General features: G+C 49.7%; 15 protein-coding genes. 3 read left to right on the top strand and 12 right to left on the bottom strand.

The genetic code is table 11. The features are described 5' to 3' along the window. Window positions 1-24: 24 nt before the first annotated feature. From AC2215_RS18515 to AC2215_RS18485, 7 genes are all read right to left on the bottom strand, one after another. Window positions 25-1218, bottom strand: coding sequence for an S-layer homology domain-containing protein (locus AC2215_RS18515; RefSeq protein ID WP_486811481.1), 1194 nt, complete (start codon window positions 1216-1218; stop codon window positions 25-27). A 282-nt stretch (window positions 1219-1500) separates the two neighbouring features. Further along, entirely contained in the window at window positions 1501-2160 is a 660-nt protein-coding gene (locus AC2215_RS18510; protein ID WP_486811480.1) for a hypothetical protein, read from the bottom strand. A 396-nt stretch (window positions 2161-2556) separates the two neighbouring features. Beyond that, window positions 2557-3396, bottom strand: a complete 840-nt coding sequence (locus tag AC2215_RS18505) for a hypothetical protein (RefSeq protein ID WP_486811479.1) — start codon at window positions 3394-3396, stop codon at window positions 2557-2559. A 368-nt stretch (window positions 3397-3764) separates the two neighbouring features. Continuing rightward, a complete protein-coding gene (locus tag AC2215_RS18500) occupies window positions 3765-4367 on the bottom strand; it encodes a DUF1517 domain-containing protein (RefSeq protein WP_486811478.1) in 603 nt (200 codons plus the stop codon). Window positions 4368-4601: 234 nt separating this feature from the next. After that, complete coding sequence (locus AC2215_RS18495; RefSeq protein WP_486811477.1) at window positions 4602-4955, bottom strand: VOC family protein; 354 nt, start codon at window positions 4953-4955, stop codon at window positions 4602-4604. Window positions 4956-5445: 490 nt separating this feature from the next. Next, entirely contained in the window at window positions 5446-7356 is a 1911-nt protein-coding gene (gene dxs / locus AC2215_RS18490; RefSeq protein ID WP_486811476.1) for a 1-deoxy-D-xylulose-5-phosphate synthase, read from the bottom strand. Between the two features lie 415 nt (window positions 7357-7771). Continuing rightward, window positions 7772-8200 (bottom strand): hypothetical protein, encoded by a 429-nt coding sequence (locus AC2215_RS18485; RefSeq protein ID WP_486811475.1) that lies wholly within the window; start codon window positions 8198-8200, stop codon window positions 7772-7774. 460 nt (window positions 8201-8660) lie between these two features. On the opposite strand from AC2215_RS18485, the gene AC2215_RS18480 reads away from it, so the two are divergent. Beyond that, window positions 8661-9491 carry a MerR family transcriptional regulator gene (locus AC2215_RS18480; RefSeq protein ID WP_486811474.1) on the top strand — a complete coding sequence of 277 codons (831 nt, stop codon included), beginning with the start codon at window positions 8661-8663 and terminating at the stop codon, window positions 9489-9491. A 205-nt stretch (window positions 9492-9696) separates the two neighbouring features. Here AC2215_RS18480 and AC2215_RS18475 read toward each other — a convergent pair whose 3' ends face one another. Together AC2215_RS18475 and AC2215_RS18470 are read right to left on the bottom strand one after the other, a co-directional pair. Next, window positions 9697-10392, bottom strand: coding sequence for a pirin family protein (locus tag AC2215_RS18475; RefSeq protein WP_486811473.1), 696 nt, complete (start codon window positions 10390-10392; stop codon window positions 9697-9699). 97 nt (window positions 10393-10489) lie between these two features. Further along, a complete protein-coding gene (locus AC2215_RS18470; protein ID WP_486811472.1) occupies window positions 10490-10735 on the bottom strand; it encodes a CDGSH iron-sulfur domain-containing protein in 246 nt (81 codons plus the stop codon). 109 nt (window positions 10736-10844) lie between these two features. Here AC2215_RS18470 and AC2215_RS18465 point away from each other — a divergent pair, with 109 nt between their 5' ends. Next, on the top strand, window positions 10845-11201 hold the full coding sequence (locus tag AC2215_RS18465) for a winged helix-turn-helix transcriptional regulator (RefSeq protein ID WP_486811471.1): 357 nt from the start codon (window positions 10845-10847) through the stop codon (window positions 11199-11201). Window positions 11202-11358: 157 nt separating this feature from the next. Further along, window positions 11359-11622 (top strand): hypothetical protein, encoded by a 264-nt coding sequence (locus tag AC2215_RS18460; protein ID WP_486811470.1) that lies wholly within the window; start codon window positions 11359-11361, stop codon window positions 11620-11622. A 452-nt stretch (window positions 11623-12074) separates the two neighbouring features. Here AC2215_RS18460 and AC2215_RS18455 read toward each other — a convergent pair whose 3' ends face one another. The 3 genes from AC2215_RS18455 to larC2 all read right to left on the bottom strand — a co-directional run. After that, window positions 12075-13559: an alkaline phosphatase PhoX gene (locus AC2215_RS18455; protein WP_486811469.1), complete on the bottom strand. Its 1485-nt coding sequence runs from the start codon at window positions 13557-13559 to the stop codon at window positions 12075-12077. Next, window positions 13460-14011 (bottom strand): hypothetical protein, encoded by a 552-nt coding sequence (locus tag AC2215_RS18450; protein WP_486811468.1) that lies wholly within the window; start codon window positions 14009-14011, stop codon window positions 13460-13462. Before AC2215_RS18450 ends, AC2215_RS18455 begins: the two co-directional genes overlap by 100 nt. A gap of 240 nt (window positions 14012-14251) precedes the next feature. Beyond that, window positions 14252-14800 (bottom strand): nickel pincer cofactor biosynthesis protein LarC2 (gene larC2 / locus AC2215_RS18445; RefSeq protein ID WP_486811467.1); only part of this gene is annotated, 549 nt, incomplete at its 5' end.

The raw sequence follows: 14800 nt of genomic DNA, 5'->3' as shown, positions 1-14800 counted from the left end.
ATCCTCAAAAGTTGAGCCGCAATTTCAGAAAAATCCTACCATTTTCAGTCGAATCTCGGGAGATATCGGGTCCGGGGGTGCCGTGACGATATAAGGTGAATCGATAAAGCGATCGCTGCCGAAACGAGCTTGATAAATCAATGCGGCAATTTCCCCACGAGTTGTGGGGCGGTTGGGTTCGAGGCGATCGAGTTGGGGATAGTTGACGACGATCCCCCGTTCGGTGGCCCCCGCAACGTGAAACTGGGCGTAGTCGGGAATCTCCGCCCGGTCGGTGTAGGCCCAGAGCATCCCCAGGGCATCGGATGCCAAGCCCAACCCCTCGGAAATGGAAACGATCGCCTGGACTTTGGGAATGTCTTGGTTGGGGGCAAATATGTCACCGGGATATCCCGAGAGAAACCCCTGTTCGTAAGCCGATTCAATGGCATCGTAAGCCCAAAAATCCCACGGCACGTCCGCAAATTCCACGGTCGATCGTTCGTCAGACCCCCGAAGGGCTTTGCTGACTAACGCGGCAAACTCGGCGCGAGTCACCGGGGCATTGGGGCGATAGGTTCCGTCGGGAAAGCCGGCGACGATGCCCTGAATGGCGAGGTTTTCGATGAAGGGTTTCGCCCAGTGCGATCGAATATCGCGAAAGCTATAGTCCGTCGCCTCACAATCGGGATTGTAAAATACGCTCGCGTCGGGAACGGAACCGGTGGGGGAGGAGTAGGCGCTGTAGGCGGTGGCAATTCCATCTCCCAAGCAGGCGCGATAGTTCCAAATGGGCAAGTCGCGATTGCGATCGCTCGAATAGACCGACCAAACAGGTGCCCGGTAGCCAAACAGATATTTGAACAGTTTGCTGGCTTTTGCCGGGGTATAGGTTAAATCACCATCGTGGCGGGCGATATCGATTCGGGCAGAGCGATCGTTAATATAGGTGATGGTCAGAGTCTTTTGCTCAACTTCGGGAAACGTCTCGGCTAAATCTGCAGGCTGGTAGACGCGCGCCACGCATTCTGATTTTTCGCGGTTTTTCAGGGAACTGTTACACGGGCCTTCTTTGAGCGCGGTGCCGAAATAGCGTTCGAGGAGTTCTGGAGGTCGGTTGAGAATGGCGCGTCCGGCAAGAGCAGACTCGGCCCATCCACCGGCCCAAAGCAGCAATCCCCCAACCCCAGCAATCGCAGTTTTCCAAGCGGTTTGCCAACTTGATTTTGATGATTTCATTTGATTTTAAAATTTCCAACGATCGCTTTCGGGGAAGTCAAAGCCTCGGAAGTGCTCGTGCCGACTCAATTTTCCCGGTTTCAACTGGGGAACCCTGGGACGCCAGCGCCCCTCGACTCTCTCCCGATCTATTTTTCCAGCGATCGACTTTCACTTCAACTGAAAGTGGGAGTGAATAGACAATGGACAATTAACAAGCGGTCAGTTGCGACGAGATAGTCGTTCTCCCGACGGGCATTGTTCATTGTTAATGTTTAATTCTCTCTCCCATCACCCCATCCCCTAAGAAGAAGTCGGAATGAGAGTCTGAGTACGGCTGGGAAAGCTATAGACAATTTTGTTTCTCAGTTCGCCGGTTTCTTCGTCGGGGTGACCGTGAATGCGCAGGCAATCTTCCTCCGATTCAAACACGTTGAGAGTATAGGGTGGCGTTAACCAAAAGACGCACCAAACTTGGCGATCGGTTCCCACTTTCAGTTTTGCCCCATAGGCAACGATGCCGCGAAAGCGATCGCTTTCTCGGTTGCGTTCTTTCTGATAGTCGGCAATTTCCGATCTCCAAATATAAAAGGGGCGCGGGGTGAGTTTGTCGAGGGCTTTATTCACCACTTGAATGCCTTTCTCTTTCTGTCGTTTGACCAGATCGCTGGCAAAGACTAAATTAACGCTTTCCGAGTCGCCGAGAAGGGATTTCAACCAAGGGGGATGGGGATCGGAAATTGTAATGGCTTGGGAGAGGGAACCGACGCTCGTCATCCAGGCAAAGACGATCGAGTAGGTGTTGGTTTTGGGGTAGTTAAAGATAACTCCGTTGACAATCGTGCCGAACTCGCACAGGGGATCGTCGCTGAGGCTGAACAACTCGTCAAACAAGCTGTCTTCTTCCTCTTGCTGTTTGATGCCTTTGGTTCGATATCCTTCAAATAAGTCAAAGATAAGCATGATTTTTTGAGGGTAGATGGGCTAATTGTTACTCGATCGAGCAAAGTATGCTGGTCAGCATTCGTGCGGTCGGCATTGGGCTTCAGACGCTTGCCAGAAGGTCAAAAGTTCGGGAGTTGTCCTTGAAAAGAGGTTCAAGTTGTCAACTGAGACCGGAGTTCGATCGCGCTTTTGGCTAAAGGTAGACATCTTCGGTATTGGTGGGCAGTTTTTTGGGCGGAGGTTGCACTTTTATACCTTTTATACAAGTTATTGAACTGCCCACCCTACAAATTTATACTAGGGTTCTCTATTTTTGAAAACGGCTATAAAACGTAAAAAACCGGCTTCGGGAAGAAACCGGGTCGAAATGTTGAAAAACTTTCAGATCGTCAATAATTCAGGCGCGATCGCACTTTATCGACGACGGCCGCGACTGAACGAACGAGAGCGTCCGCCACTGCCGAATCCGGAAGAACGGCTTCCCATGCGGGGACGCACTTGGTTGCTGCGGCGCAGGTTACTCGAACCGAAACCCGATCCCGTGGCGCGGGTGGCTTTGGTCCGGTTAGCGCGGCGGTTGTTCGAGGAGGATTTTAAGTTCCCCGTGGTGCGCAGGGTTTGGCGATTTTTCACCGCTGGCGGTGGTGAGTTGTGGCGTTCTTGATAGCTGTTGACGGCGCTTTGGTAGGTGTTGCCGTAACCGCCGTATCCCATCATCACCCCACCGGGTTGGTAGACGGGGGGAATGTAGTATCGCGGTGCGAACAGCATATTCGCCACCATCTGTCCGGCAATCGCCCCGGCAAATGGCGTCCAGAAGTTGGATTCCCGACGCACGATAACGGTTTGGGTTTGACCGGTTTGGGGGTTGGTTTGGGTTTCGGTGACGTTGTGGACGTATTCGATTTTGAAGTCTTCGGCGAGGTGGAGAACGCGATCGGAATTCTCGAGACTCAGATAGCTTTTTCTGCCGGCTGCGACTTCTTCCTCGGTCAGGGACATCATCTGCAAATCTTCCGTTCGCAAGATCGGAGAGGTTCCCCGTGGGTTATTCAACAGCATCAGGGTGTATTCCCCGTTGCCATCGTCGTACTCTGCCTGCTGGACGGGATATTCCCCGCTTTTAACGACGGAGGGTGCGGCGTAAGCGATGCCGCGGGTGGCGCGATCGAAGTTAGGGGAGATCGCATTCCATCCCAGTGCCGTCCAGCCCAGGGTGAAACACATTAAAAATGCAATCAATCGACGTAGCATAATTTTAAAGAAAGGCAATTAAAATGAAGGCAAAATTGCGAAACATGTCAAAGCGGTAAAATTGAAATAAAACCGAAAGACAAACCCAAAGCGTCAATCATCGATTTTACTTTCAAAAACTACCATACCTTAAAGGGGAATGTCAGGATTCAGCAGCTTCAATAGATCCCCCTCCCGTCCCCCTTAAGAAGGGGGAAGCTATGGGATGCTGCGAAGTGTATCGATCGGGGAAGCTATAGGATGCACGGGCAGTTGGTTGATTCGAGAAACCAGAAGAAGCCTCAAAATTGGTTAGTCCGGGACTTTTTCCCATCCCCCCCTCGAGAAGGGGGGTTAGGGGGGATCTACAATCGATCGAACCTCAATTATTAAAGAGGAATCAGTTCGGGATAGTGCGTTAAAATCTGCTCTGGGGTGAGTTCGTCGCCTAACTGAGCGGGGGAAAAGTGGATTTGAATCGCTCGCAGTTGTCCTGAGTGATGCAAATTTATTACAGTTTTTAATCCCTCTTCCATCGCGTCGAGTTCGGCGAGATCGGTTTCTAAGCTGGGAACCTCTCCCTCACAGGCAATGGTTATCATCGTAATGATATTTTGGGTGGGATTCAAGGCGAGGGGTTCGTCGGTTTCGGAGTCTTCCTCAAAATCTGGTTGGCTGAGGTATCGCTGGGCGGAGTCGGTGAACAGTTCGGTGACGTAATCTCCCGCCTCTTCTTCTTGGTTCAAAACATCCCCTTCATTGGCAGCGGATTGCCAATTGGGTTGGTATTCGATCAGGCTTTGGCAAACCTCAACTAATCCTTCTCCAATAATCTCTAAATCCCCGTCAGAATCGATCGCCATTCTTCCCACCCGGTTCAAGGTTCCGAGCAACGGTGCAATCTCCGCTCCGCTTAAATGCAGCATGATGCGGCAAACGACAAATCGCGATTTTCCTCTGAGTTTATTAAATCGATCGCCCCACGTAGTCATATGTTTTGATAAAACAATCTTGATGCTACCATTTTTTGAGGTACAAATACAAAAAGATAATCATTAAAAATATCGATGTTGAGCAGGTTTTTAATAAATTTAAACTTGAAAAGTTTTAGACAACTTAGGACCTATATCAAACGTTATATTGTATGTAAGAAAATATTTTTTTAAGTAAACATTAATATTAAAAAGAAATTATTTGTCATAGTTTTACTTTTATTCTTAAAAAAATTAGATTTCTGGATTTGAGAGTTCGATTAGATTTCGATCGGGATCGCGAATATAAACCGATCTTATGGGCGATACGGCTCCCGTTCGATCGACTGGACCCTCAACAATATCGATTCCGCTTTCCTCAAGCTCTCTAATGACTTCATCAAGTGGCGTATCGACAATGAAACATAAATCGGCAGAGCCTGGCATTGGCGTTTGGGCTTTTGGTTCAAATTCATGACCCGCTTGATGTAGGTTAATTTTTTGAGAGCCGAATATCAGAGCTTTTCGGTTCTTACCAAAGGTCACTTCTTTCATGCCTAAAGATTTGTAAAAAGCGAGTGTTAACTCCAGAGATTTAACCGTTAACACAAGGTGATCTAGGTTACGTATTTGCATGTCATACCTTCTTTTTCCCGAAGAGTAAATCACATATAGCGGTTCTCAAATCAGTGAGGCTCGATCGTGAATCTCAAGTCCCCCTTATGAAGGGGAGGCAGCGTCGCCAGAGGGGTTTCCCCAAGTAGAACGACTGCCGTGGATGCGCGGGAGATCTTCCGTACCTCATCCATTCGAGAAACGCTATAAGCTGATTATTGCGTTCTCGTACAAGTCTGGTTTTTTGTAAGCGCATGCGATTAAGAATGCGCCCTGAACATTGGCTATAATCGCCCATGCTGTGTTGTTATTTTCTTCCTCAGACCTATTTATCGATCGACTCTCTCAATTTTCTCCGTTTTCTTCACAATTGAAATCGCGTCAAAAAATAAGAGAGGGCGAAGTATTTGGACTTCTAAGGTTTCATTTCACCCATGAGAAATCACTTCAATACTTCGCCCCGAGGGTCACATTGCCCGACTAACTAAACGCGAACCGCCTCAGCTTCCTTGCTAAAAAACGTCTCGCGAACCGTTTGTGCCATCTGAGACGGTAGCAAGCCCAAATCCGTCTTCGATTCGTTCGGCGTGGCGTGGTCTACCAGCTTATCGGGAACCCCAATCCGCTTCACCGGAACCAACACATCGTTATCCAACAACGCCTCGGCAACGGCGGAACCAAAACCGCCCATCAAGCAGCCTTCCTCCAGGGTCACCACCTTGCCAATCCGCTTCGCCAAAGGTGCAATCAACTCCGTATCCAGCGGTTTGACAAATCGGGCATTCACCACCGTGGCTTCGATGCCGTGTTCGCTGAGGATTTCCGCCACTTGCATCGCCGGGTACACCATCGTCCCGTATCCCACCAGCAACACGTCGTCACCGTTGCGCAAGATTTCCCCTTTACCGATTTCCAGGGGTTCCCAGCCTTCATCGGCTAGGGCCGCGCCGTAACCGTTACCGCGCGGGTAACGCATGGCGATCGGGCCGTCGGTATACTCGATACCCGTCACCAGGGCCCGTTGCAGTTCCGCCTCGTCTTTGGGGGCCATCACCACCATGTTGGGGATGCAACGCAGATAGGCGATATCGTACAGTCCTTGGTGCGTCGGACCGTCTGCCCCGACGATGCCCGCCCGGTCCATGCAGAAGAACACCGGCAAGTTTTGGATGCAGACATCGTGGACGATTTGGTCGAAAGCCCGTTGCAAGAACGTGGAGTAAATCGTCACCACCGGACGCATTCCCTCGCAAGCCAACCCCGCCGCTAGGGTGACGGCGTGTTGTTCGGCGATGCCCACATCAATATATTGTTGGGGCAATTTTTCTTGCAACTTGTCGAGTCCGGTTCCCGTCGCCATGGCGGCGGTGATGCCGAGAATTTTCGGATTGTCTTCGGCGAGTTTCACCAGGGTTTGGGCGAAGACTTTGGAATAGCTGGGGGGGGTGGGTTTCTTGGAGGGGTAAGCTTTGCCGGTGCCCAAATCGAAGGGTTTTTGGGCGTGGTAGCCGACGCGATCTTGTTCGGCGATCGCATATCCTTTACCCTTGGTGGTGGCGACGTGTACCAACACCGGACCGGGAATTTGATGAGCCTGGTTGAAGGTGGTAATCAGTTCTTCGAGGTTGTGACCGTCTACCGGTCCGATGTAGGTGAAGCCCAATTCTTCAAACACCGCCCCCACTTTGGGAACCGCCAGCCGCTTCATCCCTTCTTTGACCCGTTCCATTTCCGGGGTAAAGTTCTCGCCGAAGAAGGGGAGATGCTTGAACTGTTCCTCTAAATTATCTTTGAGGAACTGCACCGGGTCGCTGAGGCGCATTTTGTTGAGGTAGCGGGGAATCGCACCCACGTTGGGGGAGATGGACATTTCGTTGTCGTTGAGCACCACCAGCAGGTTGGTGTTGGGTAAATGTCCGGCGTGGTTGATGGCTTCTAAAGACATCCCTCCCGTCAAGGCCCCATCGCCGATGACGGCGACGCATTTGAAGTCTTCCTCTTGGCGATCGCGCGCCAGGGCCATTCCGAGGGCAGCGGAGATACTAGTGGAGGCGTGACCGGCCCCAAAGTGATCGAATTTATTTTCGCAGCGTTTGAGGTATCCGGCGACGCCATCTTTCTGGCGCAGGGTGTGGAAGCGATCGTACCGTCCGGTGAGGAGTTTGTGGGGGTAGGCTTGGTGTCCCACATCCCAGACGACTTTATCGCGATCGAGATCCAAAGTTTGATACAGACCTACCGTCAGTTCGACGACTCCCAGTCCGGGCCCCAAGTGTCCCCCACTCGCGGCGATCGTCTGTAAATGCTTTTCACGAATTTGACGGCAAATCTCTTCGAGTTGGTGAATCGATAGAGCTTTTAGTTGATTGGGGTGTGTGACTTCACTTAGATGCATATTTTAAATACCCAGCTTTGTGATGAGTTAAGAAGTGTAGACCGACATCCGTCGGGTTTCAAAGCGGCATGGGCTAAAGGTCTACACGTACCGCGATTCAATGGTTTGGATACCGATCGCAACGCTAGCACTCTAGAAACAACCCATGAAGCATTGATTATATTTGAATTGAGTCTTTCATTAGTTTGACTTAATTTCTCGATCTAGTACAGCCTCAAAAATAACAATTTAATACGAATTGCCAAAAAGTAATGGTATGAATCGCAAAAAAAGTGCTCGTCTTTGGGCAGCAATGAATTTGCGATCCCCAAAAGAGATCGACAGAATGCTCCTCAGAAATAATTGGGTTGCGATCGCCCCATCCACTAGAAGGCGTTAGCATCAGCCAGACCAACGGCTCAAATGCGATCGCTCCCTACAACCACCGTCCCCCCCGAAATCGCCAGCGGGGAAACAGGACGCGCATGAGACTTTGAGACACTAGGTAAACCCCCAACCACACGCAGCTGTAGTGGAGGGCAAACCAAGGCAAACTCAACGCTTGGGGGTCAATGCCGGGAAGTCCGATGGTTTTCGCGATGAATGCTAAAAAGAGGGCTTCCCAAATTCCGGTCATCAATTGTAGGGCGCCAGGCCAATCGCGATCCCAGCGAAATTTTTGTAGGGTATTGTAGAGGGTATCCCACAGGAGTCCGAGTCCGATAACGTAAAGCAAAATTAAGCCGAAGACCGGACTCGCACCGGGACCGAGAATGCCGAGGGTGAAGGGCAAGGTGATGGGAAAGCCGATAAGGGTGAGGAGTAAAATTCGGGTTTGCCAGCGTCCGATGAGGGTCGGAGTCATATGAATTTCGGTTGAAGACTGCAGCAGTTTGGGTGGGGTCAGATCGCGTTTCTTTTTAGCAAGAAAATCGCGAACATACTTCAGACGAATATTATAAGCGATCGCCTATGGTCATGATGAGTTGGGGTTGGTTTGGACATCAAATGTATATTTTTCTGTGAGCAATTTATCTTTTGAGTCTCAAAATTTCACGCAGATTCCTCAACTATTCCTTGAATGCCACTGGATGCTCGTTTCCCGAACGATGCGATCGACATATATTTTATTTGTATGGCAGTCGCCACTCTAGGCGCGGAAAATGCCGGACAAGTATTTATTAAACTGTGGTCTTTCCCCCGAAGCCCCCGAAGCCCCCATTGCTCCCGTTTCCTCCCCATTTCCCAAAATTTTTTATCCACACCCCTTGACTTTCCCCTTGGGGCAAAGTGTTTCCTAGGAATGGAAGCGCTCAGAGAGACGGATGCTTAGAATTAGTGATTTTGCCCAACTCAGTCGCATTTCCCCGAAAACCTTGCGTCTGTACGATCGGTTGGGGTTACTCAAGCCCACCCGCGTCGATTCCCATACGGGCTATCGCTACTACCAAGCAACTCAACTCCCCCGCCTCAACCGGATTCTGGTTTTCAAGGACTTGGGGTTTTCTCTCGAACAAATCGCCTGCTTGCTCGATGAAAACATCTCGATGGAGGAAATCCGAGGGATGTTGCGCTTGAAGCAAACGGAACTTCAACAGCGGTTACTCGACGATCGGGCGAGGTTGTTGCGTTTAGAAACGCGCTTACATGAAATCGAACAGGAGAAAAAAATGTCGAATTACGATGTGGTTCTCAAACCCGTGGATTCTCAATGGGTAGCCGCGACAGTGGGAATGATTCCCAACTATCAAGAGTGCGGTCCGGTGTTCGACGAGCTTTTCGATCGGGCGGCGAACTACGCTTTGAACAGCGGTCTTAAATCGATCGGGAGCGGGATTTCAATTTACCACGATACGAAGTTGCGCGATCGCGACATTCCCGTAGAGGCCGGGTTTTCGATCGCCGATCGCATTCCCAATGGCGATGGGGTGTGGGTCTACGAACTGCCGGGGGTGGAGACGATGGCGTGCGTGGTGCATCGCGGTCCGTTTGCGTCCTTGGGGCCAGCCTACAACAGCCTGCTTGCCTGGGTGGAAGCGAACCAATACCGGATTGTCGGTTCGACTCGCGAGGTCTACCTGCAATACGATCGCCACGGCGATCCCTCGGAATACGTGACGGAAGTGCAGGTGCCGGTGGAAGCCTTGGGCAATTGACAATGGACAATGGACAATTGACAATTGGGAACTGGAGTTTAGACAAAACCCTGATGGAGTCAGCATTTTAGTTTTTTAATTCTCTCGTCGAGCTTTCAACCCTCAAATCTGTCTAAACTCCAATTGGTCAGTTTTTGTATTCACCGCAAGAAATCAGGATGCAACAATCGCTGCATCCTGATTTTTTCTATAATTTTAGTGGAATTTACAACTCGAAAAGTAGGACTTCCGTATCTTGTTGGGCGATGAGTTCGAGTTGCGTTTCGTTTTCGATTGCCCCCCCATCTCCACTATACATTTCGATCTCGTTCAGAGTCATTTCTCCCTTTACCACTTGCACCCAACTATCGAAATTTGGGGAGAGGGAATGGGTGAGGGTTTCTCCAGCTTTGAGAATCGTTGAGTATAGATAGACATTCTGATGAATGGAAACAGATTCATCCCGACCATCCGGGGACACGATGAGGCGAAACGCACCTCGTTTTTCCGCTTCGGAATATTGCCGCTGTTCGTAACTGGGGTCAAGTCCTTTTTGAGTGGGAGGAATCCAAATTTGGAGGAAGCGAACTTCGTCGTTTTCTGAATGATTATACTCGCTGTGAGTCACCCCAGTTCCGGCACTCATGCGCTGCACTTCTCCAGCTTTAATGACGGAACTGTTACCCATGCTATCTCGATGTTCTAGGGCACCCTCAACGATATAGGAAATAATTTCCATATCTCGGTGGGGATGGGTACCGAAACCCGCTCCTCCGATGACGCGATCGTCGTTAATCACTCGCAGATTTTTAAATCCCATGTATTGAGGATCGTAGTAGTTTGCGAAGGAAAAGGTATGGTAGGAATCGAGCCAGCGATAGGATGCGCGTCCGCGTTCTTGAGATTTACGTAGGGTAATCATCGATATCCTCCTAACCGAGACTTTGGCATGATTCGAGAGAGACTTAATTCGTCATAAATTTAAGTCTGCGCTCCCATTTTTTCTCGAACCTAAAAAATTACGAAAGCTTTTCATGAGCACCATCACAAAAGGGTTTATTTTGCGAGTACTTACATTGACACAGTGCAACTTTTTTGGCTTCTTCGATTTCAAATTCGATCGGTGCAAACTCGCTTCCTTGATGAGCACCATCGCAAAAGGGTTGTTTTTCCGACTTTCCGCAACTACACCAGTAGTAGGTTCCCGGTTTGAGGTCTAAAAGAATGGGTTTAGTATCGGCAATAATAGGTTGTGATTGAGTCATTTTGCGTTCTCTTCTCGCGATAATTAATCTTTCTATTTATACTTTAAGGAAAGTACAGATATCCTGTAAAGTATGTACTTTAAAGTAAGATAGTACCCAAAAAGATACTATGACCGAAAAACAAGCCCATTCCGATCGCAGTACCTGTCCGGTGGAAAATACCTTAAAAGCGATCGGGGGACGATGGAAAGTTTTGATTTTGCGAGAACTGTTTGTCGAAGTAAAGCGGTTCAATCAACTTCACCGAGCGCTGCGGGGGGTCACGCAAAAAATGCTGACCCAGCAATTACGAGAAATGGAAGCGGATGGTTTGATTCACCGCCAAGTTTACCCCCAAGTTCCGCCTAAAGTGGAGTATTCTCTCACACCACTGGGTGAAAGCTTAAAGCCGATTCTCAATGCTATGCATGACTGGGGAGAGGACTTCGCACAACTTCAAGACCATGATGAAGCTCGATCGGAATAATTGATTTGTGTGAAGTCTATGTTTCGATCGCTGTTTTCACAATAATAGAACTGATCGCAAATGGATCGAACGGGCAGTTTTTTCCTGGAGATTTCGCTTCGATCGCGTTTCTCATATGAGTGAGGTCCAAAATCTAAAAGTTGAGATAGCAGGGATAATGCTTTTTCTTCCTTTGGATAGACCTTATCTCATTGAGAAGTACGATATACATACGATCGAACTGCCCATCAACCCCAACAGGCATTCTACGAGCGATCGAAACGGCAATGCCCGATCGCATCCCACCAACGATAACCAAAATTTGGCGATCGCTCCGTATCTGTTTAGATATTACAATCTTTGGGAAATTTCTCCACCGGACTTTTCCCCAGATGTTACAGATTGTATCGAACGAATTGGCAAGGTTTGCGCTCCTTGCTAGGATATTCGCAGTTAATAAAACGTGTTTGGGTTAAATGCTGTAATTAATTCATTACTATTTATCGCCACAAACCCCACAACATCGTCAAAGTCTTCGATCGATCCTCCTCAATTTCCTTCCCTTCAAAACACAAGTTTTGAGTAAGTATAAATACTCGTATTGACATAAGTTTTTTAATGTAGTACACGTTGAATTTCCATCTCCGGAAGACTCGAAATTATCGATCGCATTTTTTGCCACAGGTTCGAGGGCACTCGAGGTGTTTTGCTTCGAGCTTTGGTAGATACACCCTGGTTGAGAACCCCGATCGAAATTTGTAGGATGGGCAGTTTTGGGTGCAGTGAGTGTACTTTGAGATGAGCCATCGAACAGCCTATCGACCCAGCTTGGGTTCTACCCTGAGCCAAGAGCGCTATAATCTCAACGCTCGCAATAACCCGACGACGGACTCCTCACCCAAAATTAAAATCCGCCTCGCCAAGTGTTGCCACTTGTACCCCAAGCAATCGCGCTAAAACAGAGTCACCCGCAGCGATCACCACATCTGCTTCCTCCTGAGTGAGAATTAGCGACGCAAAGCCATTCGGCACACCTTGTACGGCGATCGTATCTTCCCCTGGGGTGAAATCGGTAATAGTATGGGGTCGTGCGGGAATTGGGGCGATCGTAAAGACATCTTCCCCCGCACCACCTGTGAGGGTATTATTGCCGCCACTTCCAGCAATCAAAACATCATCTCCAAGTTCCCCTCGCAAGGTATCGTTGAGACTTCCCGTTAGCGTATCGCTATCTTTGCCACCCAATAAAATATTACTCCCCATCCCTCCCCCAATTAGCTCGTCGTTCCCCCGATTTCCGTAGAGAACTTCCCCACCCTCAGCTCTGAGAACGTCATCTCCTCGGGAGATTGCCAGTACCAGTTGACCTCCCTCGACGTAGCGACCGCCGAGAAACGCTTCATCTTCTACCGTATGAGCTTGCACGTTGAAAAGGTAGTTCTTTTTATGCAAGCCCAATCCAGTAAACTCGACGATTCCCGAAGATTCCCATTCCCCCCGGACGCTGGGATTGTTAAACTGGGAACCCGCAGCCTTTTCGTCAAGTTCGGCAATGGGTGCGATCGTATCGGTAGCAGTATCGTAAGATAAAATGCGACCATCTCGATTTTCCGCCGCCATCACCTCGCCACCAAACGCCGTCTTGTCTTCTTGAACGATAACGTTACTGTTGCTATCGACGGTGAGGTTGTCAAAACTCACTCCTCGCCCCGGTCCGCCGGTATGAATCGCTTCGATGGTGAAATCCGCAGTCGGATCGTCGGGGTTGAGGGCAAAACGATACAGTTTGCCATAGGGGTTATCCGCCTCCTGGGGATTTAGGGTTGCCTCGAGCTGAGTACCCGTTTTCTCGAAGCTGCCGGTGGTCGCAAAGTAGAAGTTTCCGGGGTGGTTGGGGTCTTCGTGTATATCCTCCAAACGCCGGAAGTTCGTCGAACGCCCCTCACCATCTACCCAGTCGCTGAGGATAGCACCGGTGGGGTCGAGGGCAATTTCTCGGGGAACCGGCGTCCAGGTGGCGGCCTGAGGAACATCTTCCGGCAGCGTTTCAAAGTCGTGTCCGGTGACTTTGAGGACGTAAAGCTGTCCGTCGAGAAAGCCGTTCGGATCGGCTTCTGTTTGGTTGCCAACGTACATATACAGTTCGCCGTTGGTGAAGTCTTCCAAGGCAAACAGCACGGTTTTGTCGGAATCGGTTGCTCGGTATTGAGATGCGGGGTATACCTGCTCTTTGGCGTAGCGCCCCAACCCATCGAGTGCGAGGGCATTTCCGTCCGGTGTCACCGCCCATCCCCGACTGCGAGATGCTCCAGTGATGGGGTTATCGACTCCTTCTTCCGGGACGAAATAGATCGGGGCTTCGCTGCCACTGGCATCCACAAACCCCGATTCTGCCAGGTAGCCAGAACAGAAGCGATCGAAAGAAAAAGCATTACCCGTCTGAGCATTCCGATACTGCCCGGTGGTGGTCTCGAGGATGTAGGTTCCGGTGCTGTCGGTGGCGGTTTCAATGAGGTTTTACCCCCGATGGGATTCATGCTTTTATCGAAAACAAACAGGGAAATCCTTGCCCCTCGAATTTGACCGGGAATTGTCGAAGAAATATCCGATTCGCGGCTTTCAAAAATTTCGTGGTTGATCAAGGCGTAGTTAACATTTTCTGTTTCCCACAAACCGATGCCATCGGGAATCCCAGCGAAGGCAAAGGTTCGATTTGTTTGCCTAAAATTTCCGATCGTGCCTTCAATTTCTGGCACTTCTTGTCCGACGGTGAGTAATGGAATGAATTCGTATCCGGCTTCGGTTTCGGAAATATTCGTGACGTAACTCATGGATACCCTAAATTCTGAGTTGGCTTGAATGCTTTAGGTTTCCATCGGCGAATTCCAAATATAGCAATTTTGGTATCAGAATCTACCCGTATTCAGCTTTGAGTTTTTGAATCCAATCGAGAATCTAGAGCGATCGGCATTCAGCCGTTAGGCTTGGGCTTTAGACTCTCTAAAATAGCCCAAGTTTTAGGAAATAATTTTATCTTTTCATCAACCTAAAATTGAAAAATTAAAAACTTGTTATTCCCGAAAGTTCGTGTTAAGATTGTACCAATATTGTAAGGCTAGCCGGTGAATCTCGCGCCAACCGGCAGAGTGCCACCTGCCCAATTTTTTACAATCCTCATATTCCGGCTGTACGTTAGCGATCGAGCCATCCTTATAAGTCGCCACCTTCACTCGCACCGAGCCGTAGGGGGTCTCTACCGCCTGCATTTCCCGAGCCAGAATCGATCGCTGCTGGAGCGATCGACGAATTCCCAACGTCGTCGTCTCCCGAAACATCGTCGCCTCGCACGCCGCCACCCGATCTCGATGGCAAACCACACTCAGCAATACCCCCGGACGGCACTTCTTCATCCCGATCGGTTGAGAAAACACATCCAGCGCCCCCGCCTCAAATAGCGCCTCGAACGCATACCCGATCGCCTGGGGACTCACATCATCAATTTGGGTTTCCAAAAGGGCGATCGTCTCCAACTCACCATCCCCATGATGATGAGAATGCACCTCCTCCTTCTCTAAGCTCTCCCCCTCTCCCCATCTCCCCCTCTCCGCGTCCCCGCGTCC

This window comes from Zarconia sp. (assembly GCF_057467645.1).
Note: the sequence above shows the minus strand (reverse complement) of the source record. Positions and strands in the feature narration are given on the sequence as shown.